We start from the raw sequence: 22,235 nt of genomic DNA on the forward strand, positions 1-22,235 counted from the left end.
CGGGGGCTAGAGCCCGATTTGGCATTTATTTCCAGCGGATGGGCTCAATGTCCACGTTGAGCGTGCCGTCACCCAGCATCAGCACGCCTTCCTGAATCGTGGCCTGCAACTGCATGTTGCGCTGTGCCATCGGAATCAGCGCTTGCGCCGCAACGGTGGGGATGCGCCAGACGCTCAGGTTTTGCGGCCGCGCCAGCTTGGCCTCCATGCTGCGCCACCAGACCTCGGCGGCGTGGTTGAAGCAGTACAGCACCACCGCGTCGGCCTTGTTGCAGGCCTTGAGCAGCGGCTTGTCTTCGGGCTGGCCGACTTCGATCCAGAGCCGGGTCAGGCCGGTGTAGTCGCGCAGCCAGGCGTCGGGCTCGTTCGGGTCCGAGAGCCCCGCGCCAAACGCCAGCGTGCCGTCGCCGCCGCACACGGTTTGCAGCTGATGCGCCTGCAGCGCCAGCGCGCACAGCCGAATCATCATGCGCTCGTCGGTCTCGCTCGGGTGTCGCGCCAGCGTGAGCAGGTGGTCAAAGTAGTAGGCGTGGTCGATGTCGGCGATTTGCAGACTGGCTTTGAAGATGGTGGATTTGATGGCCATGGCAGACAGATAAAGTGTTGTTGTTTTGATGGGAACAGGACAGAAGCCTCAAGGCTGCAACCGATTCGCCAAGCGGCGCCAGCTGATGCGGTGCGCTGGCTGGCGGGAGTCCATATTTGAAGATGAAGGGCCAGGCGCGTCCTGGCGCGGTGCATGCTACTTGCGTGACTTGGTGGGAGGTGGTGAGACACGGCGAGGGCGATCAAAGAGTACCCGAAGTTCGTCCTTTGCGGCTTCCAGGCGCGCATGCTGCTGCGCGGAGAGTTGGTTTCCAGCGCGATTGATATAGAAGGTAAGCATCGACATCGCCGATCGGAAGGGAGTCGACTTTAGACGCTGGCTGGCCTCGGCGGAGGTCTTGAGTGACTGGGCAATCGCGAATGGGTCGTCCCATGTGAACACGCCGGGCGCGAGATCCAGGGCATTGCTGTCGCGCGTGACGCGCTGAGACCACCGCTCTTGTTCGTTCGATGACCCGCCGGGCTTGCGTGACTGCGCCATGGGATTTCGAGGCGAACCATAAAAAGGTCAGACCCGGCGCGCCAGCTCGGCTGCCATGCCGGTGTAGCTGCCCGGCGTCATGGCCAGCAGACGTTGCTTCTCAGCCTGCGGTATCTCCAGCTTGGCAATAAAGCCCTGCATCAATTCGCGCGTCATCGGTTCACCGCGGGTGAACTTCTTGAGCTGCTCGTAGGGTTGCGGCAAACCAAAGCGGCGCATCACGGTCTGAATCGGCTCGGCCATCACTTCCCACGAGGCGTCCAGGTCGGCGGCAATGGCGACCTCGTTGATCTCCAGCTTGCCCAGACCGGTATTGAGCGACTGGTAGGCCAGCACCGCGTAGCCCATCGCCACACCCATGTTGCGCAACACGGTGCTGTCCGTCAGGTCGCGCTGCCAGCGGGAAATCGGCAGCTTTTCACTGAGGTGGCGTAAGAGCGCATTGGCCAGGCCCAGGTTGCCCTCGGCGTTCTCGAAATCAATCGGATTGACCTTGTGTGGCATGGTGCTGGAGCCGACCTCGCCCTCGCGCAGGCGCTGCTTGAAATAACCCAGACTCACGTAGCCCCAGACATCGCGCGCCCAGTCGATCAGGATGGTGTTGGTGCGCGCCACCGCGTCAAACAGCTCGGCCATGTAGTCGTGCGGTTCAATCTGGATGCTGTAGGGCTGAAACGTCAGGCCCAGGCCCAGCGGCGTCGGGGTCTCGATGACCTTGCGGCTGAAGGCTTCCCAGTCAAAGTCGGGCCAGGCCGACAGATGCGCGTTGAAGTTGCCAACGGCGCCATTCATCTTGGCCAGCAGCTTGATGCTGGCGATTTTTTCGCGCGCTGCACCTAAGCGCACCACCACGTTGGCAATTTCCTTGCCCACGGTGGTCGGACTGGCGGTCTGGCCGTGGGTGCGGCTGAGCATGGACACGTCGGCAAAGGCATGCGCCATCTCGCGCAGTTTGGCGATGATGGCATCGAGCGCGGGCAGCAGCACCAGATCGCGCCCGGCTTTGAGTTGCAATGCATGGCTGGTGTTGTTGATGTCTTCGCTGGTGCAGGCAAAGTGCACGAACTCCTGGGCCGCGAGCAGTTCGGGACGGGCTTCAAACTTGGACTTGATCCAGTATTCCACCGCCTTGACATCGTGGTTGGTCGTTTTCTCGATCTCCTTGATGGCGTCACCGTCAGCTTCGGAGAAATTCTTGACCAGGCCCAGCAGGTAAGTGCGTGCGCCGGGGGTCAAGGGCTTGAATTCGGCGAAACCGCAATCGCTCAGGGCGATGAACCAGGCCACTTCGACCTGCACGCGGCGCTGCATATAGCCCATCTCACTCATGATGGGGCGCAATTTGCCAAGTTTGGCGCAATAGCGGCCATCCAGTGGCGAGAGGGCTGAGATTGATGAAAAGTTCATGGGCAAATTGTAGAGTGTGCGCCCGCCTCGCGCACTGGCGTCAGCCAGAATGAAGGCTGCTGTATAGAATCATGGTCTTAAGACCGCCGCCTGAACGCAACTCCAGCCCATGAAATTAATCGGATCCAACACCAGCCCCTATGTACGCAAAGTACGCGTCGTCATGGCTGAAAAGAAACTTGACTACGAATTTGTCACGGAAGATGTGTGGGCGCCGCAGACCTCGATTGCCGACTCCAACCCGCTGGGCAAGGTGCCCTGCCTGGTCATGGAAGGCGGCGAAGCCATTTTTGACTCCCGCGTGATTGTGGAATACCTCGACACCCTGTCACCCGTGGGCAAGCTGATTCCCGCCGTGGGCCGGGAACGCGCCGAGGTCAAGACCTGGGAGGCGATGGCCGATGGCGTGCTGGACGCCGCCATTCTGGCGCGGCTGGAGGCCACCTGGGCTGGGCGCACCAAGGCGCAGCGCAGCACGGCCTGGATTGATCGTCAACTGGGCAAGGTGCAAGCGTGCATCAAGGCCATGAGCCTGGGGCTGGGCGACAAACCTTTTTGTGTCGGCATTTACCTGAGCCTGGCCGACATTGCCGTCGGCGTCACGCTGGGTTATCTCGATTTCCGCTTTCCGGACATCGACTGGCGCAGTGACAACCCCAACTTGCTCAAGCTGTATGACAAGCTGATGCTGCGCCCCAGTTTTGCCGATACCCGCCCGGTTTAACAGGCACAACCGCCCGCTACCAGGGACGGTCGGTGCTGGGTAGCTTGGTCAAGGCAAGCAGGCGTTCCAGGTTGATTTTCACCTTGACGTCGCGTTGCGCCACCCCGATAACGATGCGAAATTCGCGCTTGCTGGTGTCACGCACAATGAGCTCGCCGGTGGGCATGCCGCTGCGGTTGATCAGCACGGCCACGCGCGGGGTGGTGGTGTTGGCGCCGCGTTTGATCACCACCGCGATCTCGTCGGTTGCCAGGCGCACATAGGTGCCCGGCGAGTAAATGCCCACGGCCTTGATCAGCGCCGCGCCGGCTTCGTCGATCTGGCGGTTTTCATCAAAATAACTGGCCTGCATGGCGTTGGCAGGCGACTTGGCTGCGCGCGTCGCGCGCGGCGCCAGACAGGCCGCAAACATGTCGGCGCGCTGGATCAGGCGCGCCATGCGCTGACCTTCGCTGCGCCCCGCCAGCGGACCCGGCGTTTTGGTGTGGTGGTGAAGAACAGCCTCCAGCCAGAGCGGGGCGGTGATGCCCAGCTGTTTGAGCAAGGTCACGGCAAGCGCCGCGTGCTCGTCGATGGCCGTGCGCTGCTCGGGGCTCGGCTCGGTCGTTTGCATGGCCAGACGGTTCTGCAGGTCGGTCATGCCGATGTTCATGGTCAGCGCCGCCTTGCCCAGCAGCGTCTCCAGCGCGGCGGGCCATTTCAGCACCTCACGCGCGGCCAGACTGCACATGGCGCTCACCAGCAGGGCATGGGTGGCGCTGTAGAGCTGCATCTCACTGCCCGAGAGGTGAATCAGGGCAAACAGGGTGCCGTCCGGGTTATGGCGCAAATGCCGGCTGAGCTGGGCCTGCAACTTGTCCAGGCGGGCGCAAAAACTGGCCGGATTGACATCCAGCAGCATGGTCTGGGTCTGGCCCTGCAGGTCCAGCCAATCGGGCTCATCGGTGCCGGTGGTATCGCGGGTGGCGCGGCTGCTTTCCAGTTCAAAGGTGGAAAACTGGCTCTCTGCAATTTGTCCCAGGGGCTTTTCCTGGCGCACCAGACTGTGAAGTTTGCCGACATAGGCGCGTTGGTAGGTGTCGGAGTCGGCCGCGTCCCTGAACAGCGGGCCGCGTTTGTCGCAGATGGAGTCCAGGTCCGCCCGGCTCTTCACCACGAAGCCCTTGGGCGCCAGCAAGACGCCGCTCTCGTCCCACAGCGCAAACGGCAGCGGCCGACCAATGAGAACAGAGTCGATGCTGACAGTAACGAGGTTCATGAAGTGGTGGATTATGCCCATGCACGCAAAAATCTGATGAGCGCAGGGTCGTCCGACCCCAAGCGCTGGCCAGCATGAGCTTACAGGATGTGGCGAGCCTGCTAGCATCAAAGTCATGCGCAAAAAACCCCCTATTTCCGCCGTTAGCGGCGTCGCGGCCCTGACCGACAAAATTTGTGCGCCAGCCCAACTGCTGGCCCGCCTGGCCCAGCTGCCCCGACCGCTGGTGTTTACCAACGGCGTGTTTGACGTGCTGCACCGCGGCCATGTGCTGTATCTGGCGCAGGCGCGCGCGCTGGGGGCCAGTCTGCTGGTGGCGCTCAACACCGACGCCTCTGCCCGGCGCCTGGGCAAGGGGCCGGACCGCCCGCTCAACAACGAGGCGGACCGCGCCTTGGTCATGGCCGCGCTGGCCGCGACCAGCCTGGTGACCTGGTTTGACGAAGACACGCCTTTGGCCCTGATCACGCAAATCAAGCCCGACATTCTGGTCAAGGGCGGGGACTACGACATGAGCAAGCTGGCTGAAACCCAGGTGGTGCAGGCCTATGGCGGGCGCGCGCTGGCGCTGCCGTTTGTGGACGGCTACTCGACCACCGCGCTGGTGCGCAAGATTCGGCAGGGTTAAAGGCGAAACAGGGCCGTAGCCCCCGCCTGGTATGCGTCAGCAGCTATTGTTTTTACAGCACCGGATTGACGGCACGCGCCTCAAGCACAAACCGCTTCCTCTTCCAACGCCTTGGCTTGCTGATCCAGCAGCCGTTGCGGCGCCAGCATCTCAGGCGTCAGGCCATGGGCCGCAATGTGCTCCGGCAAAGGCAGGCCGCGCACCAGGGCGGCGCAGGCTTCGCCCATGGCGGCGGAGGTCTGGATGCCGTAGCCGCCTTGCGCGGCAACCCAGAAAAAGCCGTTCGGCTCGGTGGCAAAACCGCCAACCAGGTCGCCATCGGCCACGAACGAGCGCAGCCCGGCCCAGGTGCGCGTGGGCCGGCGGATGCTGAAGGTGGTGACCTCCTCGATGCGGTACATACCCAGCGCCACGTCCATCTCTTCGGCCTGCACGTCCTGCGGCAGCGTCGGGTCGGCATTGGCGGACGAGCCCAGCAACAGGCCCGCTTCGGGCTTGAAGTACCAGTCCTCGCTCATGCCGATGGCCATGGGCCAGTGGGCGGTGGTGAATTCTGCCGGCGGCGCAAAGATGAAGGCCGAGCGCCGACGCGGCTCCAGCCCGATGGGCTGCACGCCCGCCATGCCGGCCACTTCATCGGCCCAGGCGCCGGCGGCATTAAGCACCACCGGGGCCTCGTAACTGGCGCCGCCCGCCTGCACCCGCCAGCGCCCGCCGGTGTGTTCCAGCGCGGTGACCTCGGCATCACAAATCAAAGAGCCACCGGCGCGGCGCAGCCCGCGCAGATAACCCTGTAAGAGCGCGTCCACGTCCATGTCAGCAGCATCGGGTTCATACACCGCGCCCGCTACCTGCTCCGGGCGCAGCGCGGGCACCAGCGCACAGGTCGCGGCGCGGTCAAGCAACTGGGTACTGGGAATCAGGGCGTGCATGGTGTCCCATTTTTCGGCCAGCAAGGCCTCTTGCCCCGGCGCGGCCACCAGCAGCGCACCGCGCGGTGACAGCAAGGCATGCTCGCTGAAGCCCTCTGGAGGCGCTTGCAGGAAGGCCCGGCTGGCCATGGTGAGGGCGCGCACTTGCGCCGTGCCATAACTTTCCATGAAGATCGCGGCCGAGCGTCCGGTGGCGTGGTAGCCCGGCTGAGACTCGCGCTCCAGCACAATGACGCGTCCGTGCGGCGCCAGCCAGTAAGCGACCGAAGCAGCGGCAATACCGCCGCCAATGATGATGAAGTCAGCCTGATGGGACATGGGGAGTAGCTTGTTGGTGAAAAATTGCAGTGTCTGGCAAAAGACATCTCATTTCTACAAAAATAAGACTAATCGAGTTTTCATTCACATAACTAATGATTGATGAAACCATCTCCAAACCACCCCAACCGGCCATTGAAGTCCGAAAATATTTGCGTTCATCGACGGATGAAGTCCGCCATGAATGCGGCCGTCAACCTGCACACGGCCACCTTTTACAACTATTCTGGAGAACAACATGCTGGTCGGACTACCCAAAGAAATCAAGAACCATGAATACCGCGTCGGCCTGACCCCGGCCAGCGTGCGTGAGCTCAGCACGCACGGCCACCAGGTGCTGGTGCAACGCGGCGCTGGCGCCGACATCGGCCTGAGCGACGCGCAATACGAGGCGGCGGGCGCCACGCTGGCCCTTGACGCGGCGACGGTGTTTGCCCAGGCTGAGATGATCGTCAAGGTCAAGGAGCCGCAGCCGCAGGAGTGCGCCATGTTGCGCCCCGGGCAGATTCTGTACACCTACCTGCACCTGGCGCCCGACCCGGAACAGGCCGCTGCCCTGATCAAGTCGGGCGCGGTGTGTATTGCCTACGAAACCATCACCGGCCCCGGTGGCGGTCTGCCCTTGCTGGCGCCCATGAGTGAAGTGGCCGGGCGCATGGCGGTGCAGGCCGGTGCGGCGCATCTGGAAAAATCCAAGGGCGGCCTGGGGATCCTGCTCGGCGGCGTGCCCGGTGTGCCTGCGGCCCATGTGGTGATCATCGGCGCCGGTGTGGTCGGCACGCACGCGCTGCAAATGGCGGTGGGTATGGGCGCGCGGGTGACGGTGCTCGACAAGAGCGTGGACCGCCTGCGCCAGCTCGATCTGGTGTTTGGCAACCGCATCAATACCGTGTACTCCAGCGCGCACAGTGTCGAAGAGGCCGTGCTCGACGCCGACCTGGTGATCGGCGGGGTGCTGATTCCGGGCGCCGCCGCACCCAAGCTGGTGACGCGCAGCATGATTGCCCGCATGAAAAAAGGCGCCGTGGTGGTGGACGTGGCGATTGACCAGGGCGGCTGCTTCGAGACCTCACACGCCACCACCCACACCGAGCCCACGTTCATGGTGGACGGCGTGGTGCATTACTGCGTGGCCAACATGCCCGGCGCGGTGGCCCGCACCTCCACCTTTGCCCTCAACAACGCCACCATTGCACACGCCGTGGCCTTGGCTGACAAAGGCTGGAAACAGGCGCTCAGAGACGACCCGCATTTGAAAAACGGCCTGAACGTGGCCAACGGCCATGTCACCTATGAAGCGGTCGCCAAAGCGCTGGGCTACACCTACGTGAACGCCGACACCTTGCTGGCTTGAGGCCTCAAACCTGCCGCATGAACGCCTCGAACGCATCAATCGGCAGCGCGCGGCTGTACAAATGGCCCTGATAAGCGTGGCAACCCTGGGCCGCCAGGAAGTCGCGCTGGGCCTCGGTTTCCACCCCCTCGGCGATCACCGACAGGCCCAAGGTATCGGCCAGCGCGACGACCATCTTGGCGATGGCGGCGTCGTTGGCATCGTGCAGGATGTCGCGCACAAAACCCTGGTCGATTTTGAGTTGGTTCAGCGGCAGCCGCTTGAGGTAAGACAGCGATGAATAACCGGTGCCAAAGTCGTCCAGCGAGAAGCCCACGCCCTGTTCTTTCAGGGTGATCATCTTGGCGATGACGTCTTCTGCATCGTGCACCAGCAAGCTCTCCGTGAGTTCAAGTTTGAGGCGCTGCGGGTCGGCGCCGGTGCGCTTGAGGGTCGCCAGCACCTGCGCCACAAAGTCGCCCTGGTGAAACTGCAAGGCGCTGACATTGACCGCCACGGTGAGCTGCGCGCGCTCGGGCTGGCTGGCCCAGGCCGCCAACTGGGCGCAGGCGGTTTCCAGCACCCATTGGCCCAGCGGCAATATCAGGCCGGTCTGCTCGGCCAGCGGGATGAACTCGGCCGGCGGCACCAGACCGCGCACCGGATGCTGCCAGCGCACCAGCGCTTCCACGCCGGTAACCTGGCGCTCACCGCTGACCTGGGCCTGGTAGTACAGAAGAAACTGGTTGCTGCGCACCGCCTCGCGCAAATCGGCTTCCAGCGCCGCCATGGCCATGACGGCGGTCTGCATCTGCGGGTCAAAAAAGCGCAAGGTGTTGCGCCCGGCCGTCTTGGCTTGGTACATGGCCAGTTCAGCCCGTTTCAAGGGCTCGTCAATGCCTTCTTGCTGCCGGTCGTCAAACAGGGTGACGCCGATGCTGGCCGTGCTGCGATGCGCATGATGGGCGATCTGATACGGCTGGCTGAGCGCGAGCCGGATTTTTTCACCGGTATTTTCGGCCTCGCTTGCGGCCTCCACCAAGTTCGTGCTCAGTGCCTCCAGCAGCACCACAAAGGAGTCACCGCCCGGACGCGCCACCGTGTCGCCCGCGCGCAGACAGTGGTTCAAACGCTGCGCCACCTCCTGCAGCAACTGGTCGCCCACCTCGTGGCCGTAGGTGTTGTTGAGGGTCTTGAAGTCATCCAGGTCAATGTACATCAGCGCGCCTTGGCGCCGGTGCCGCGCACCGCTGGCCAGCGCTTGTTTCAGCCGATCCAGCAGCAGGCGGCGGTTGGGCAAACCGGTCAGGGTGTCATAAAAAGCCAGACTCTTGATCTGATCCTCCGCCGACTTGCGCGTGCTGAGGTCGGTAAATGTGGCCACATAGTGGGTCGCTTGCCCGGCCGGGTCCTTGACCGCGCTGATGGTGAGCCATTCAGGAAACACCTCGCCGTTTTTGCGCCGGTTCCAAATTTCGCCCTGCCAGGCACCCTCACGCACCAGGCTGTCCCACATGGCGGCATAAAAGGCGGCGTCGTGGCGTCCGGAGCTGAGCAGGCGCGGGTTCTGGCCGACCGCCTCCGCCGCGCTGTAGCCGGTAATCGCGCAGAAGGCCCGGTTAACGCGCAGCATCACACCTTGCGGGTCGGTAATGGTCATGCCCTGCTCCGACTCGAAGGCAATGGCGGCGATGCGCAGCTCGGCTTCTGCCTGGCGGCGCTGGGTAATGTCGGCAATCACACCGACCAGGCCTTGTTCTTCACCGTTGGCATCCACAAAACGCTGGCCGGTCAGGCGGCCCCAGAACTCGGTCTGGTCGGCGCGCCAATACAGTCGCTCCAGGTCCACTGACTGGAGGGCGCTGTCCAGCAGGGCCAGCATCGTCCGGCGCCCGGTCTCGCGCTGCGTGGGGTGCACCAGCGCCACGTATTCCATGCCCTGCAATTCATGGAGCGGGTGGCCAAACAGCGTGGCCATGCGCTGGTTGGCTTTCGTGATGCAGCCTTGACGATCCAGCAGAAAAATCGCCACGCTCGACGTGTCGAGGATTTGCTGCAACAAGGCCTCGCGCTGACCCAAGGTGCCCAGCAGGCGATTGAAACCTTTGACAACCTGGCCAATTTCATCCGGGTGGGTCACCGGCAAGGCTCGCAGCGTTTGTTTTTCATCGGCCATGGCCGCCAGCCGCCGCGCGGTGGACAGCAGCGGCGCCAGCTGGCGCCGAATCGTCCACCAGACCACTACGCCCGCCAGCAGCGTCAACAGACCGGTGGCGAGCAGCATGCGCTGTTGCATGGCGCGCACCGGGGCAAAGGCCTCGACGGTGGGCAGCACCGCAGCCAGCACCCACCCCGCTGCCGGAATGCCTTTGTCGGAGGCCAGTATCTCGATCCCGAGCGGATTGCGCATGACGGCCGAGCCCTCCTCGCCCTGAAGAAAGCGATCAATCGTTGCGTTGCCACCGGGCGCGGGCAGGACTTCCATGACCCGGCTTTTGTCAGTGGCGGCGAGCACCCGGCGCTGCTGCGCTGCAATCAGCACATAGCCCCCGGTCTTGCCGTGGCGACGTTCGATCATCCGGCCCAAAAAATTAGGTTGCCCCAAGTCGGTGCTGCCGACCAAAGCGCCAATGACCTGCCCCTGCCCATCCCGAATCGCGGCGGCGATGGGAAACACCGCGTGCTGGAGCCCTGGCTCGACCCAAGGGTCACCGACCGTGGTTTTTTTGTGTTGCAGGGCCGCCTGCACGGCCACATGTTGTGCCGGATCGCCGCCAACGCGTGCGCCCGCAGGCACCGCCGCCAGCGCCACGCCATCAGGTCCGAGAACCTGCATGCCGGCATTGAACCGCGTGCCCAAAACAACCTTCTGCTCCAGGAATGTCTGCAACGCCTGCGGGTTGTTCAGCAGCGCTGGCTCCATCGTGCGCGCCACGGTTTCCAGGGCACTGACCCGATCTTCCAGCGCCTGATTCACTTGGGCGGCCACCAGCGACACGGTCGTGAACTGCTGCTCACCGAGCAGCAGCTGCATGTCCTGGCGCAACATGCGGCTGGCGTAATACGACAGCGACCACAGACTCAGCACAAAGACCAGCAGCGTAATCAGCGTGACTTTGGTTTTGAGCGACTGCTGCGCAGACACCGTGGCAGGTATGCCGCTGTTACCCTCGGAACCGGTCATTGGTCTTCCAGAATTGCGACGCAAATCAGTGATTGCGTGGTCACGTTTTTGTCCCCGGCGTGCAGTATAGCGACGGCTGACACGTCGCGGCCCAGCGCCACACAGTGCAAAATACCGTCCATGAAACCACCCGCAAGACTGCAATCGCTCATCGAAGAAGGCCTGATCGACACCGTGGTGCGCCAGCTGATGAGTGGCAAGGAAGCCACCGTTTACGTGGTGCGCCGCGCCAATGAAACCTGGTGCGCCAAAATCTACAAGGAAGCGACCCAGCGCAGCTTTCGCCAGGCGGTGGACTACACCGAAAACCGCAAGGTCAAGAATTCGCGCCAGGCCCGCGCCATGGCCAAGGGCACGCGCTTTGGCCGCGAGGCGGCCGAGGCAGCCTGGCAAAGCGCCGAGGTGGATGCGTTGTACCGGCTGGCCGACGCCGGGGTGCGTGTGCCCAAGCCGCACAACTTTATTGAAGGCGTGCTGCTGATGGAGCTGGTGACCGACGCCGCTGGCGACGCGGCGCCGCGCCTGAACGATGTCACGCTTGAGCCCGAGCAGGCGCGCACGCACCACGCCACGCTGCTGCTTGAAGTGGTGCGCATGCTGTGCGCCGGTGTGGTGCACGGCGATTTGTCTGAATTCAACATTCTGCTGGGCTTGGACGGCCCGGTCATCATTGACCTGCCGCAGGCGGTGGACGCGGCGGGCAACCAGCATGCTCAGCGCATGCTGCTGCGCGATGTGAACAACCTGCGCAGCTTCTTCGGCCAGTTCGCACCCGAACTGCTGCAGACCGATTACGGGCATGAGATATGGGACCTGTACCAGCGCGGTCTGCTGAGCCCCGAGGTGGCGCTCAGCGGCCGCTTCCAGCACAAAAAAGGCGCCGTGAATGTGAGCGGCGTGCTGCGCGAGATTGGCGACGCCCAGGCCGAGGAGACGGCGCGCCGCCTGCGCCAGCAGTTGCCGCGCTGACGTTGATGAGCCCGCCGCGCCGGTGGCGACTGCGGCTTGCCCTTGGTGTCACCCCCTGTTTTACGGCGGCAGCACGAGCCGGGCTGCTATTTCGGGTAAATTGGGCGCATGTCTCTGTCTGATCGGCGCCGCCAGGCGCAAGCCCCCAATTTTTCTGCCTCCGAGTTTCGCGTCGCCCTGGGCACGTTTGCCACCGGGGTGACGATCGTCACCGCCCGCACCCCGGATGGCGCGCTGGTCGGACTCACCGCCAACTCGTTCAACTCGGTGTCGCTCGACCCGCCCCTGGTGCTGTGGAGCCTAGCTCGGGCCGCCGCGTCGCTACCGGCCTTCAGCACCGGCTCGCACTACGCCATCAACATCTTGAGCGCGCAGCAAAAAGCGCTGGCCCAACAGTTTGCCGCGCGCGACGTGGACCGCTTTGCCAACGTCGAGTTTGTGCCGGGCGTGAGTGGTGCGCCGCTGCTGGTGGGTGCGGCGGCCACGTTTGAGTGCTTCAACCGCAGCCGCTACGAGGAAGGCGACCATGTGATCTTTGTTGGTGAAGTGGAACGCTGCAGCCACCGCGCCGGTGCCTCGCCCCTGTTGTTTCACGGGGGCAAGTTCTACACCGAGCACCCGCTGTAAAACCCTCACTCCCCGCGCAGCCGACGCAGGAGCCCGCCCAGCACATCGTCCACGATTCCGTTGAACGGATTGTCCGGCTCCGCAGGCGGTGGCGGCGGCGGGCGCGGAATGTCGAATTCGACCTTCGAGTCAAGCCAGCGGTTGCGAAAAGCCTGCTGGAACACCTCGCCCACCATGGGCAGCGCGCTGCGGGCGCCCTGGCCCCAGGACCCCATCGTCACGCTGTTGTCGTTAAAGCCGACCCTGGCGCCCGCCACCAGTTGCGGATTCATCATGATGAACCAGCCGTCGGTGTTGTCTTGTGTGGTGCCGGTCTTGCCGGCCAGGTCGGCCTGGATGCCGTAACGGTGGCGAATGGCCGCACCCGTGCCCTCGTCAATCACGCCGCGCATCACGTTCACCAGGGTCAGCGCCTGCGCGCGTGGCATGGCCGGCTCGGGCTCCCTGACGGGCTCGAACTGCTCCAGCAACTGGCCGTTGCGGTCTTCCACGCGCAGCACCAAAAACGGCTGCAGGTAATTGCCGCCATTGGCAATGGTGCCGTAAGCTGCCACCATCTCGATCAGCGTGACGGGGCTGGTGCCCAGGGCGAGCGAGGGCACCAGATCCAGCTTGCTCTGGCGCACCCCCATGGCCCGCGCCAACTGCCCGACGCGGGCCGGCCCCACTTGTTGCATCAGCTGGGCGGTGATGGTGTTTTTGGAATACACCAGCCCGTCGCGCAGGCTGATGGGCATACCACTGGGCGGCGTTGCATCGCTGGGTGTCCAGACCTCGCTGCCCGGCGACGAGATCGCTACCGGCTGATCAATCAAGGTGTAGGACGGGTCGAAACCCTGCATGAACGCCGCGCCATAGACAAAAGGCTTGAAGGTCGAGCCCGGCTGGCGCCGCGCCTGGCTCACATGGTCAAACTGCTCCTGCGCATAATCGCGGCTGCCCACCCAGGCCCGCACGGCGCCATCGCGCGGGTCCAGCGCCAGAAAGCCGGCCTGCAGCACCGCGCGCTCCTGCCCGGCCTTGCGCCGCCCGTCCGCCAGCTTTTGCAGGCTTGCCAACTGCCGCGCCACCGCCTGGTTGGCCACCTTCTGCAACTTGGCGTCCAGGGTGGTGTGCACCCGCAGGCCATCGGCATCGATGTTATAGCCCCTGCGGTCGGCCCAGTCGATCAGCCATTTCCGCAAGTGCTGGGCCACATGCGGCGCCGGTCCCAGCGACTCCTCCTGCCGCTCAAAATCGAGTTTGAGCGGCCGTTTGGACAACAGGGCAAGGCGGTCCGGGGCCAGCTTGCCGTCTTTGGCCATCTGCTCCAGCACCAGGTTACGGCGCTGCTGCGCGCGTTCCGGGTTCTGCACGGGGTTGTAGTAGCTCGTCCCCTTGAGCATGCCGATCAGCGTGGCGCTCTCCAGCACGTCGAGCTTGTCGGCGGACTTGCCGAAATAGGTGCGCGCGGCCATCTCGATGCCAAAGGCGTTGTACAGAAAAGGCACGGTGTTGAGGTAGGTCTCCAGAATCTCGCGCTTGGAATACACCGCCTCGATCTTCAGCGCGGTGATCGCCTCCTTGATCTTGCGGGTGATGCTGTTGGCGCGGCCGATTTCTTCCGGGTACAGGTTGCGCGCCAGCTGCTGCGTAATGGTCGAGCCCCCCTGCAAATCACCGCCCAAAGTGCTCAGAACGGCGCCTGCCAGGCGGCGAAAGTCAATCCCGTGGTGCTGGTAAAACCGGCGGTCTTCGGTGGCGATCAACGCGTCCACCACGCTCGGCGCAATCTCGTCCAAAGTCACCCACAGGCGGTTGATGCGCCTGTACTCGGCCAGCACCGTGCCGTCTTGAGCCAGCAGCACGGAGGGTGCTTCAGCCTTGGCCTTGCGCAGGTCACCGATGCCGGGCGTGAATGGAATCAGCACCAGCACGTAAAGCAGCAGCAGCGCTGGCAGCAGCAAAGCGGCCCGCACAGGATGCCGCCTGGTGGCCCCCAGCAGACGGTGAAACTGCTCGGTAGCGAAGGCGGCGGCGCGTTGCAGGGCTGGGGTCATGGGTGGTGGTGTCGTTTGATCATGGCCGGGCCATTCTAGGCAGCTCGGACTTTCTTGCCGCGCAGCGCCGGAAAACTATGGGGAAGTCTGCTGGCGCAGATACTCACGCCGTTTCATGTCGAGGTAGGTGGCGCGGTCCACTTCATGCAATTGCCGGGGATACAGCTCGGTGGCGGAAAACCAGTTTTGCAGACGTTTTTCGAACTGCTGCGCAGGCGGCGTGGACAAGGCGCCGAGATAGGCGTCGATCGCAAGGTAATAACGCATGGTGTTGCGCTCCACCACGCCCCGCACGCCGCCAATATAGTCGGCCTGTCCGCTGGACGGCTGGCCCACGCTGGTGACCCCGACCTTGTCGCGCGCAAGGGTTGCCAGATAGGCCTGCATGGCAAGCCGCCCGGCAAAATTGTAGTCATAGGAATAGGTGATATGCAGGAAGGTCTTGCCGCCTGGAATAGCCACGGCTTCGAGACGGATGCGATAGTCGCTGGTGCCCAGCGGCCCCGTGTCTGCGCTGAGCCCGACGTCAAAATACTCGGGCGTCGTGGTGGCAACACGGTAGGCAACTTCAAACCGCTGGGCCTGCATGAGCGGCTGGTAGTTTTTCTTGCCGATGCGCACCACCGGGACACTGCCGGCCGGGTTGGTCGATGCCTGGCAGAATTTTGTGTTGATGTGAAGAATCAACATGTCGCACCAATGGGACGGATCGTTGAACGCCTGGTTGACGACGGCAAAGGGGTAATCCACCAGCGCGTAAATATCACCCCTTAAATTGCTGGGGGACTCGACCGAATCAACATACAGCGGTCGCTTGAATTGATTGTTGCTGAGTTGCTGGCCCAAGGCCATGTACTTGGCCCGCAGCGATGCGGCCGAATTCGTCTCCAGCCCGGCGGCAGCGGTGTGTGCCATGCACACGCACATCAAGCAGACGCAGACGACCCGTAACGACCTTATCCAACGCAACAGGTTTTTTTGAACCATCTTGAACATCGGTGCATTGTGTTCGCGAATGATAGTTCGTCTGACGAAAATTTGTGGCCTTTAGGTAAGCGTTGAAACGACCGGAACTCATGGGCGCGCTCAAGGCGGCGCCGCAGGGGCGTGCCAAGGCCGGGGTGTAAACCGGAACACCTGCGGGTCGCCCGCGACCACGCTGGCCTTGACCCAGCCGAAAAAGGGATAACCAAAGGTTTCCACCCGGGTGAAGTTGCTGATGACTTGCTGGCTCACCGGATCGCGCAGCGGCTGGTCGATTCTCTGCCAGTGCGAGTCGCCATGCACTAACACAACCGGCCCGGCAAAAGCCTGGGTTTCCTCGCGCAACTGGGTCAGGAACGCCGCATAACCGGGCTTCGGGCGACCTTGGTTGGCGGCGTCAAACCCGGGATTGGCCTGGATCACGATCAGGATGCCGGCCAGTTGCCTGGCGCGGGCGTGGGCAAAGGCCTGTGCCAGCCAGACCCGGTTGGCCGCACTGCGCTGTAAAAACTCCGGCACCGGGCCACCCCCTTTGGTGCTGCCGTGAAAGCCGTTCTCGCTGCCGGGCAGGTTCAGGCCGACAAACAGGGCGCCGCCCGCTTCCCAGCGCACGTTTTCCCGGTAGCTGGCAAAAGCCGGATCACGACTCTGACGCTCCAGATGCAGCGTGCGCTGCCCCAGCGCCTTGTCCCCGGCAAAGAAAAGTTGACGCAGTTTTTGCAAGCGTTCCACAGGGTCGTAACGGCCATTGCTTTTGCGATGGCAATCGGTCCACTCATTGTCGCCCGGCACATACACCAGCGGGGTTTTGGACGCCTGAAAGACGTCCCGGATGTCGCGCAGCACCGCATCGCTGCACACGCTGCCCCCGCTCTTGATGTCACCGTCATGCACGACAAAGGCCAGCTCTTCGCGGTCCATGTCGGCCAGCAGCTCAGGCAGGTGCTGGCGCTCCCAGTCACTGTAGGGCATGTCCCCGATCAGCCCGAAGGAGACGCCCTGGGCACTCGCCACTGCGATTACACCGGCCAACAGGCCGAGTAGAAACAGGGATTTGGGTTTCATCATCAAGCCTTTGGTCAGAGAAACAACTCTAGTCTGTTCGACACTAATTCCGAGCTCAAGCTACAATTCAGGCGTCGAGAGACAAAAGTCGGCTTCAAGTCGTGTGGTGATTAAGTTCATCCTATATCTCTCGATCCTTATTCCAGACACCCGCTCGACTCTCCAGAGTCAGCGGGTGTTTTTCATTGAACGCCACACCACCCTGAACAGGCTTACCTTTGGCTTTCAGCGTTGGCGCATCAAGGTCTAAAACACGCACAAATTTCGGCCACATGGCGTGCAGGTAGCGCTCCTCCTGCCGCTCATAAAAGCGTTGCAAAGCCCAAAGCAAATAGTCACAGGCCTGCAATCCGGCACTGGTACTCGGGTAGGTACTGTGCACGGTAGTGTGTCCATGCGGGGCAAAACCAAAATCGCCCTTAAACCCATCGTCGATGCTGTCCAGCACGGCTTTTAGTGCCGCGGTGCGCGGCTTGCTACCCCGCACAGCGAATGTGATGTGACGCTGCACACCAAATTGACCAAAACGCCCAAACAGCTTGGCAATCAGGTCGTCATAGATGTCGTGCCCGTCGGCTTTGTAACGGTGCTTCGGGTTGATGGCCTGATGTCGATGCACCTCAGCCAGCAAATGCTGCTTTTCCTTCACTACGGCAGACAAGCTCAGTTCGTGCCGCAGCAAAAGCTTGAACACCGCGTGCCGCACTTCGGGGACGTCGTCTTTGGCATGAAAAAACAAAGCAGTTTTGCCAGCCGTTGCCTGCATAGACGGCACCGCCTTGAGCAACGGGTCTGCGAGCAACTCCGCACGCAACGCGTCCATGTCTGATTGCAAAGCGCCAATGTCAGCCACTTCGAGCCGGGCCACCATGAAGAAGCGCGAAACGGCATCGGTGTTTGCCAATACCTTGCCGTAGCGGCCGAACAGGGTCGTGTCGCCGGCTTCGTCGACGAAATAGTGTGTTGTTGTCATGTCAATCGCCGGATTTCCCTTGGAGCCGCATCAAAGACTAAACCAATCACGCGGACTAACAGAATAGGTCAAATGCTCAAAAAAACCCGGACGAGCATATTCGGTGACGACTACCGCCCTGGCCCTCGAATCGACCACAGTATCCAGGACATTCCGGGAAGGGTGGCCGTATTTATTGAATGCACCTGCGGAGAAAACAGCAAACCTCATACCCGTACCCAATAGACCTGCATTGAAATTTCCACCCGACCCTGAGCCATGATGCGGCATCAACACGGTCAACCACTCCAGCAATCTGTCGTGGCCTTGCGAGAAATGCCTTTTGAAGCCTGCCCAAGCATCTACACCCGCCAGCAAAGCGTCCCCCGTACCAACCCAACCGAACGAAGACCCCAGTAGCCAGCTATCAAACTCAAAGGGGAAAGAGGCGTGCCAGCGTTCGCAACACACTGAAAATGCCTTCATTTGTGCTGGCCCGGAATGCAAACACAAGGAAACCACATTGTGGTCATGTGCAGCAGTGACCTTGTGCAGTTTCAACGCCTTTTTGTAGGCATTTTGAATCTTGACGCGGTTCTTGATGGCCCAAGTGATCTCACTGATATCAACCTTGCCCGCAATGAGTCGGGGCAGCGCTGGGTTTCCGGGTGACACCTCCAATTTGCCCAACTCTTGCACAACCGAGTTCGACAAGGCCAAAGACTGGGCATAACTCCATACCCGCATTTCCCAAAAATTCAGCATGTCAGGTGCATTCCTGCCTGCCTGCCCAACATGCAAAAGCCTCGAAATGCGATGCTGCCACTGCCCGCTGGGCCGCATTGCGTCACGAATCTCGTAGGCCCCTTCAGGCAAATCACCCGGCCCTTTGTCTTGTTCGCCTCGCGTTGGCTCTTGCCCCTCGGGCGTCGGCAACGGCGCATTATTACCAGAAGCGCTCGGTGCATCAGGCGTCTCGCCATCCGACGGGACCCGAGTGGTTGGGACATTTCCAATCACAGACCCGTCACCGCTGGCCGCGCTCTGGAGTACCTGCAGATACCTTTGGGTCTTTTGATCCATGGAGGCAATGTCGCCAGTGCTTACTTGCTGCGCAACAATGTGTGAAAACTGTTCCGCCGTGATATGCGGAATGACAATTTCACGCAAATCCACAAATTGGGCTAGTCGAAGTGCCCCGTCAATATGGTCTTTCTGGAAGTGCGATAGGTACAAGGCATTCACCACCAGCTTAGGCTTTGCTGCGTTGGAACGCATCCTCCCTGCAAAGTGCCGAATCGCCCACTCCAAGGGTTTGGTCTGTCCCTTTTTAAACTCGCCCGTGTCAGAGCCACAGTCGTAAACAAACCGGTAGGGCTCAATCTGTACCTTCGAATTGTCTGTCTTCACCGCTATCTGCTGGCAATGAAATCCACCTTGCCCCACGCCGTATTGCATACGGTCCACGACAATGCTGAATTTCATGATTCGGCCTTCGTCTTGCGGTAACGCGCCGATGCACTGCGGCCTTCAATTTCCACCAGCCTGTTGCGCTGCAAGCTGCGCATGAGCGACCAAACTAGCTCTTCAATCTTTGGCCCCCTGCGTGCAAAGCCCAAGGTGCGCGCGAAGCGAAGAGGTACGTCCGCCTTGTCGCACCACGGACCGGCGATGACGCTCAGCAAGTGCTGCTTAAGAAAGTCCCGGTCGTAGCCATCAACGGTTTTGGCCACCAGACTCAACTCGCCACGCGCATTGCTGGCGATGCCACGGCGCACGGCGCGGCGGATGGCTGCGTCAAGTTCATTGGCAATGCGTGGGCTGGTGCGTGCATGGCCGAGCTCACGCGCGGTGAGACGGATCAGGTCGGCGCGCGGTAACGCACTTACACCTGCGCGCGCCAGCACGACACGAATAGCGCGCATGGTTTGCCAGTCGGTTACCTCGTCTGCGCCACCCGCTGCCTTGGCAGGGGTGGCCCTAGCTTTTGGGCGAGGGGGTGCTCCTGATGATTCGGCTAGCGCATCCAGATCATCATCGAAGTCAAACAGGCTTGTAGCCCCCGTTGGGCTTACGGGATAGGCTCTCTTTTTCGTAGCGGTTGCTGCCTTTTTCTGGGCCTTGAGTTGCTCTTTTTGCGCCATCTGTTCAAGCGCCAGCGTGGCGGCGTCGGGTGGAGGATGGTTTTGACTGAAGGCGCCGGGCCAGCCGCCGTGGGCGTCAATCGCTTCATCCACCTGCTGCATCAGCTTTTGCGTGGCTTCGAGCGCGGCATAAATACGCAACCAGTGGGTTATGTCATCCTGGCTAAGACTGCGGCCTGCCTTTTTGCGATCATCCAGCCACTTGTGCAGGACCTGATAGCCGCCAATGGTGTGCTGCCAAACGGGCAAGCGCACGTTGGTAAAGCCGCTGCTGGCATTGACGAAGACCTTGCCAACATCGCCCGACGACTCTGCCAGCGCCCGCCCCTTCTCAGCGACCTTCTGCAGTGAGAAATCAGAGCCAAACCAGGCTGTAGCCCCCGTCCCACCTGCGTGAGTAGCACTTATTTTTATAGCATCTGGATGCTCCAGTAAATGCCACGCTACCAGTTGCGCACCCAACGCAGCCAGGGCGTCGAACACCGCCCGCGAGCCGGGGATGGGGATGCGGGGGAAGTCAATTCGTAGGAAGTTGGCATAGCGCTGACGGTAGGCCGGGCTGTGCAGCACGGCGTAGAGGTAATGAAAAATTTTCTCGACGTGCAGTGGGGCTGTGGCATCTTCGGGTCGGTAGTCGGGAGAAGCCAGGCTGAGTGCAGAATGAAGGGCGGCGAGGAAACTAAGGGAGAAATTTGCCGTGCGCGATTTTCCCGAGTACAGCCAAAGCGGGAACTGAACAGCGATTCCTCTACTGCTGAATGTGCTCCTGTTATCTGCAATTTCGCGGCTCACAAGAACATGAGAATAGCCGTCGACCTCGGCTACTTGCTTTACCCCGACCAAAGACAAATTACCAGAATGGTTAAGGTGTTGAGATATTGATTCACGAGTCCGCCAAACCACAGCGCTATGAAAAAAAATGTATCTCGTATCAAATGGCCTATACAAAATCCGGCGCATCCAAGTGTCAGTATTGACACCAACGTCCCGAAGTTGCTTATGCGCGTCTGCCACACGCCACGCATAGTTTTCTTCAAGTGAAAACGCTTCCTTTAGCTCTAGCGGTGATTCTGTTGACCCGATAAACCGCTTGAGTCTTTCTGTAACCACCTCTCGATCAATGTCGATTACAAAATGATCACGTGAAGTGACCACACCGGTTGAGTTTGTGATCATTACGTCGGAACAAGACCAGGTGACAAAGCTGGAACGAAGTTGAGAGGGAATCTTTTGATTCGGCGCGTCTACTTCAATCATCCTAAGTTCGACGACACCTTCGTTGTTGCCTTCGTAAACAATTGCTTTCGTGCCTGACGGACGACGAGGAAGCACGGTCACCCGCCTATCAAGATGTTCGACAAAGCCCATCCGATCAAGATACCCAAGTGTCTTCTTGCAGGCTGAAAAATCAAGCACTACGCCTTTTCCACCCATACAAAGCTGATTGCAAAGGGCGAGGAGTCGAGCAAGAGCCTCCAACAAGAGTTGAGACGAGCCCGCAAAAACAAATGAAACGCTCGCGCAATTCAAGGCAACTGGACACCCTGACACCAACAACCTCGCCTCGAATTGCTTTGCATCAATCCATCCAGGTCCGAGCTCAACCCAAAAATTCGCGACGGGAGCAAGCGACCATCCGTAGGCGTCGTTCTGCAGGAAATCAGTCTTGTTCGCATGGAGCTCTCTGCTCACATCTTGACGATCAAAGCCTAAGCGCGAAGCAATTTCCTTGGCCTTAAGGCCAGATTCATTTGTCAGAAGGTGCCTAATTTTTGCGAGCATTGTTGTAATGATAGTTCTCGTCCCCAGTCACCCAACCCCGTGTGAGAAATCCTTGAGCCACCAATCAGAGTGCAGACCCCGCCTGAATCGGGTTTTTGACACCGGATGTCCGCAGACCAGTCTGCAGCAGACATTTCCTCGCCACGCGTTCGCTTCAATTACCAACAAGAAGGCCCTGTATCACCGGGCTCTCTTTTCACTATCTGTGTCAGTACTTTTTCACTTACTTGGCACAGAATTCACTTTCCGTGTCATCCGACAGCTGTAGGGATGAGCAAAGAGTTGCCGGTCTAGTCATTTGAAATCAATGACTTAGACGTGATTCGCGTTCAAACTTTTGCCGGTTTCGTAGGCAAAGTCTTGCCGAAAGTTGGACTTCTGTTCTCAAAGACTTGCCGTTTGGTTTGCGGCAAAAGTTTGAGGTGACCAAGTTCTTCAAAAGTTTTCCAGGTTCGGCTCAATCAATGCTCAAGCAGAGTGACGGGCAGACAACTGCAGGTCAAAACGTACGTATCATTCTAGGCAAGCTTGGGACGGATGGCGAGAATATTTTTCTGATCTCGCTTTCATGTCGTTGAATCGCCACCCTTGGAATCCCAAGCACTGAAGCACTTGTTAAAGGGCTGCAGCATTGGATCGATGGCATCGGCCTCAGCAAGAGCTGCCTCTGACCAGATTAGTCACTAACAAGCTATGTCTTTGCATTTTGTGAGAAGAATTCAATGCAAACCGGCCATGGCTGGAATGATGTTGAAGCGGGTGAGAGAGCAAGCGGCGGCGATGGCGGCGCGACCCAAACAGG

The 22,235-nt window shown here is 60.9% G+C and carries 17 protein-coding genes; 5 read left to right on the top strand and 12 right to left on the bottom strand.

Features of this window, described 5'->3' with window-relative positions; genetic code table 11:
- Window positions 1-25: 25 nt before the first annotated feature.
- The 3 genes from WA157_RS14265 to purB all read right to left on the bottom strand — a co-directional run bounded on the left by WA157_RS14265 (window position 26) and on the right by purB (window position 2,494).
- Window positions 26-586 (bottom strand): YaeQ family protein, encoded by a 561-nt coding sequence (locus WA157_RS14265; RefSeq protein ID WP_422621593.1) that lies wholly within the window; start codon window positions 584-586, stop codon window positions 26-28.
- 156 nt (window positions 587-742) lie between these two features.
- Window positions 743-1,087 (bottom strand): DUF3175 domain-containing protein, encoded by a 345-nt coding sequence (locus WA157_RS14270; protein WP_422621594.1) that lies wholly within the window; start codon window positions 1,085-1,087, stop codon window positions 743-745.
- 27 nt (window positions 1,088-1,114) lie between these two features.
- Complete coding sequence (gene purB / locus WA157_RS14275) at window positions 1,115-2,494, bottom strand: adenylosuccinate lyase (protein ID WP_422621595.1); 1,380 nt, start codon at window positions 2,492-2,494, stop codon at window positions 1,115-1,117.
- 109 nt (window positions 2,495-2,603) lie between these two features.
- Here purB and WA157_RS14280 point away from each other — a divergent pair, with 109 nt between their 5' ends.
- Window positions 2,604-3,218, top strand: a complete 615-nt coding sequence (locus tag WA157_RS14280) for a glutathione S-transferase N-terminal domain-containing protein (protein ID WP_422621596.1) — start codon at window positions 2,604-2,606, stop codon at window positions 3,216-3,218.
- Between the two features lie 16 nt (window positions 3,219-3,234).
- Here the strand turns inward: WA157_RS14280 and WA157_RS14285 are convergent, their stop codons facing one another.
- A complete protein-coding gene (locus tag WA157_RS14285) occupies window positions 3,235-4,476 on the bottom strand; it encodes an HD-GYP domain-containing protein (protein WP_422621597.1) in 1,242 nt (413 codons plus the stop codon).
- Between the two features lie 115 nt (window positions 4,477-4,591).
- On the opposite strand from WA157_RS14285, the gene rfaE2 reads away from it, so the two are divergent.
- Window positions 4,592-5,104 (top strand): D-glycero-beta-D-manno-heptose 1-phosphate adenylyltransferase, encoded by a 513-nt coding sequence (rfaE2, locus tag WA157_RS14290; protein WP_422621598.1) that lies wholly within the window; start codon window positions 4,592-4,594, stop codon window positions 5,102-5,104.
- A gap of 80 nt (window positions 5,105-5,184) precedes the next feature.
- Here the strand turns inward: rfaE2 and WA157_RS14295 are convergent, their stop codons facing one another.
- Window positions 5,185-6,354, bottom strand: a complete 1,170-nt coding sequence (locus WA157_RS14295) for an NAD(P)/FAD-dependent oxidoreductase (protein WP_422621599.1) — start codon at window positions 6,352-6,354, stop codon at window positions 5,185-5,187.
- Between the two features lie 238 nt (window positions 6,355-6,592).
- Between WA157_RS14295 and ald the strand changes: the two genes are divergently transcribed.
- Window positions 6,593-7,708 (top strand): alanine dehydrogenase, encoded by a 1,116-nt coding sequence (gene ald, locus WA157_RS14300; RefSeq protein ID WP_422621600.1) that lies wholly within the window; start codon window positions 6,593-6,595, stop codon window positions 7,706-7,708.
- Window positions 7,709-7,712: 4 nt separating this feature from the next.
- On the opposite strand, the gene WA157_RS14305 is transcribed toward ald, so the two are convergent.
- Window positions 7,713-10,871, bottom strand: coding sequence for a bifunctional diguanylate cyclase/phosphodiesterase (locus tag WA157_RS14305; protein ID WP_422621601.1), 3,159 nt, complete (start codon window positions 10,869-10,871; stop codon window positions 7,713-7,715).
- 120 nt (window positions 10,872-10,991) lie between these two features.
- Between WA157_RS14305 and WA157_RS14310 the strand changes: the two genes are divergently transcribed.
- Both WA157_RS14310 and WA157_RS14315 read left to right on the top strand, forming a co-directional pair.
- Window positions 10,992-11,840 carry a PA4780 family RIO1-like protein kinase gene (locus tag WA157_RS14310; RefSeq protein ID WP_422621602.1) on the top strand — a complete coding sequence of 283 codons (849 nt, stop codon included), beginning with the start codon at window positions 10,992-10,994 and terminating at the stop codon, window positions 11,838-11,840.
- A gap of 108 nt (window positions 11,841-11,948) precedes the next feature.
- The gene (locus WA157_RS14315) at window positions 11,949-12,467 is read left to right on the top strand and encodes a flavin reductase family protein (protein WP_422621603.1); all 519 of its coding nucleotides are present in this window, start codon (window positions 11,949-11,951) and stop codon (window positions 12,465-12,467) included.
- A gap of 5 nt (window positions 12,468-12,472) precedes the next feature.
- Here the strand turns inward: WA157_RS14315 and WA157_RS14320 are convergent, their stop codons facing one another.
- The 6 genes from WA157_RS14320 to WA157_RS14345 all read right to left on the bottom strand — a co-directional run bounded on the left by WA157_RS14320 (window position 12,473) and on the right by WA157_RS14345 (window position 21,433).
- A complete protein-coding gene (locus WA157_RS14320; protein ID WP_422621604.1) occupies window positions 12,473-14,506 on the bottom strand; it encodes a penicillin-binding protein 1A in 2,034 nt (677 codons plus the stop codon).
- Window positions 14,507-14,581: 75 nt separating this feature from the next.
- Window positions 14,582-15,502, bottom strand: coding sequence for a hypothetical protein (locus WA157_RS14325; RefSeq protein ID WP_422621605.1), 921 nt, complete (start codon window positions 15,500-15,502; stop codon window positions 14,582-14,584).
- A 90-nt stretch (window positions 15,503-15,592) separates the two neighbouring features.
- Window positions 15,593-16,555 carry a hypothetical protein gene (locus tag WA157_RS14330; RefSeq protein ID WP_422621606.1) on the bottom strand — a complete coding sequence of 321 codons (963 nt, stop codon included), beginning with the start codon at window positions 16,553-16,555 and terminating at the stop codon, window positions 15,593-15,595.
- 121 nt (window positions 16,556-16,676) lie between these two features.
- Window positions 16,677-17,528, bottom strand: a complete 852-nt coding sequence (locus WA157_RS14335) for a DUF3800 domain-containing protein (RefSeq protein ID WP_422621607.1) — start codon at window positions 17,526-17,528, stop codon at window positions 16,677-16,679.
- 30 nt (window positions 17,529-17,558) lie between these two features.
- On the bottom strand, window positions 17,559-18,992 hold the full coding sequence (locus WA157_RS14340) for a hypothetical protein (RefSeq protein ID WP_422621608.1): 1,434 nt from the start codon (window positions 18,990-18,992) through the stop codon (window positions 17,559-17,561).
- Window positions 18,989-21,433 (bottom strand): type ISP restriction/modification enzyme, encoded by a 2,445-nt coding sequence (locus WA157_RS14345; RefSeq protein ID WP_422621609.1) that lies wholly within the window; start codon window positions 21,431-21,433, stop codon window positions 18,989-18,991. The genes WA157_RS14340 and WA157_RS14345 overlap by 4 nt, the downstream gene beginning before the upstream one ends.
- Between the last annotated feature and the right edge of the window lie 802 nt (window positions 21,434-22,235).

Source organism: Rhodoferax ferrireducens, from assembly GCF_049302455.1.
In the GTDB taxonomy this organism is placed as follows: Bacteria; Pseudomonadota; Gammaproteobacteria; order Burkholderiales; family Burkholderiaceae_C; genus Rhodoferax; species Rhodoferax ferrireducens_B.

What these genes read in the sequence shown, in the direction of transcription:
- WA157_RS14345 (WP_422621609.1), bottom strand. Translation starts at nt 21,433, where the DNA reads ATGCTCGCAAAAATTAGGCACCTTCTGACAAATGAATCTGGCCTTAAG.
- WA157_RS14310 (WP_422621602.1), top strand. Translation starts at nt 10,992, where the DNA reads ATGAAACCACCCGCAAGACTGCAATCGCTCATCGAAGAAGGCCTGATC.
- WA157_RS14325 (WP_422621605.1), bottom strand. Translation starts at nt 15,502, where the DNA reads ATGTTCAAGATGGTTCAAAAAAACCTGTTGCGTTGGATAAGGTCGTTA.
- WA157_RS14320 (WP_422621604.1), bottom strand. Translation starts at nt 14,506, where the DNA reads ATGACCCCAGCCCTGCAACGCGCCGCCGCCTTCGCTACCGAGCAGTTT.
- WA157_RS14340 (WP_422621608.1), bottom strand. Translation starts at nt 18,992, where the DNA reads ATGAAATTCAGCATTGTCGTGGACCGTATGCAATACGGCGTGGGGCAA.
- ald (WP_422621600.1), top strand. Translation starts at nt 6,593, where the DNA reads ATGCTGGTCGGACTACCCAAAGAAATCAAGAACCATGAATACCGCGTC.
- WA157_RS14315 (WP_422621603.1), top strand. Translation starts at nt 11,949, where the DNA reads ATGTCTCTGTCTGATCGGCGCCGCCAGGCGCAAGCCCCCAATTTTTCT.
- WA157_RS14280 (WP_422621596.1), top strand. Translation starts at nt 2,604, where the DNA reads ATGAAATTAATCGGATCCAACACCAGCCCCTATGTACGCAAAGTACGC.
- WA157_RS14330 (WP_422621606.1), bottom strand. Translation starts at nt 16,555, where the DNA reads ATGAAACCCAAATCCCTGTTTCTACTCGGCCTGTTGGCCGGTGTAATC.
- WA157_RS14295 (WP_422621599.1), bottom strand. Translation starts at nt 6,354, where the DNA reads ATGTCCCATCAGGCTGACTTCATCATCATTGGCGGCGGTATTGCCGCT.
- WA157_RS14285 (WP_422621597.1), bottom strand. Translation starts at nt 4,476, where the DNA reads ATGAACCTCGTTACTGTCAGCATCGACTCTGTTCTCATTGGTCGGCCG.
- WA157_RS14305 (WP_422621601.1), bottom strand. Translation starts at nt 10,871, where the DNA reads ATGACCGGTTCCGAGGGTAACAGCGGCATACCTGCCACGGTGTCTGCG.
- purB (WP_422621595.1), bottom strand. Translation starts at nt 2,494, where the DNA reads ATGAACTTTTCATCAATCTCAGCCCTCTCGCCACTGGATGGCCGCTAT.
- WA157_RS14265 (WP_422621593.1), bottom strand. Translation starts at nt 586, where the DNA reads ATGGCCATCAAATCCACCATCTTCAAAGCCAGTCTGCAAATCGCCGAC.
- rfaE2 (WP_422621598.1), top strand. Translation starts at nt 4,592, where the DNA reads ATGCGCAAAAAACCCCCTATTTCCGCCGTTAGCGGCGTCGCGGCCCTG.
- WA157_RS14335 (WP_422621607.1), bottom strand. Translation starts at nt 17,528, where the DNA reads ATGACAACAACACACTATTTCGTCGACGAAGCCGGCGACACGACCCTG.
- WA157_RS14270 (WP_422621594.1), bottom strand. Translation starts at nt 1,087, where the DNA reads ATGGCGCAGTCACGCAAGCCCGGCGGGTCATCGAACGAACAAGAGCGG.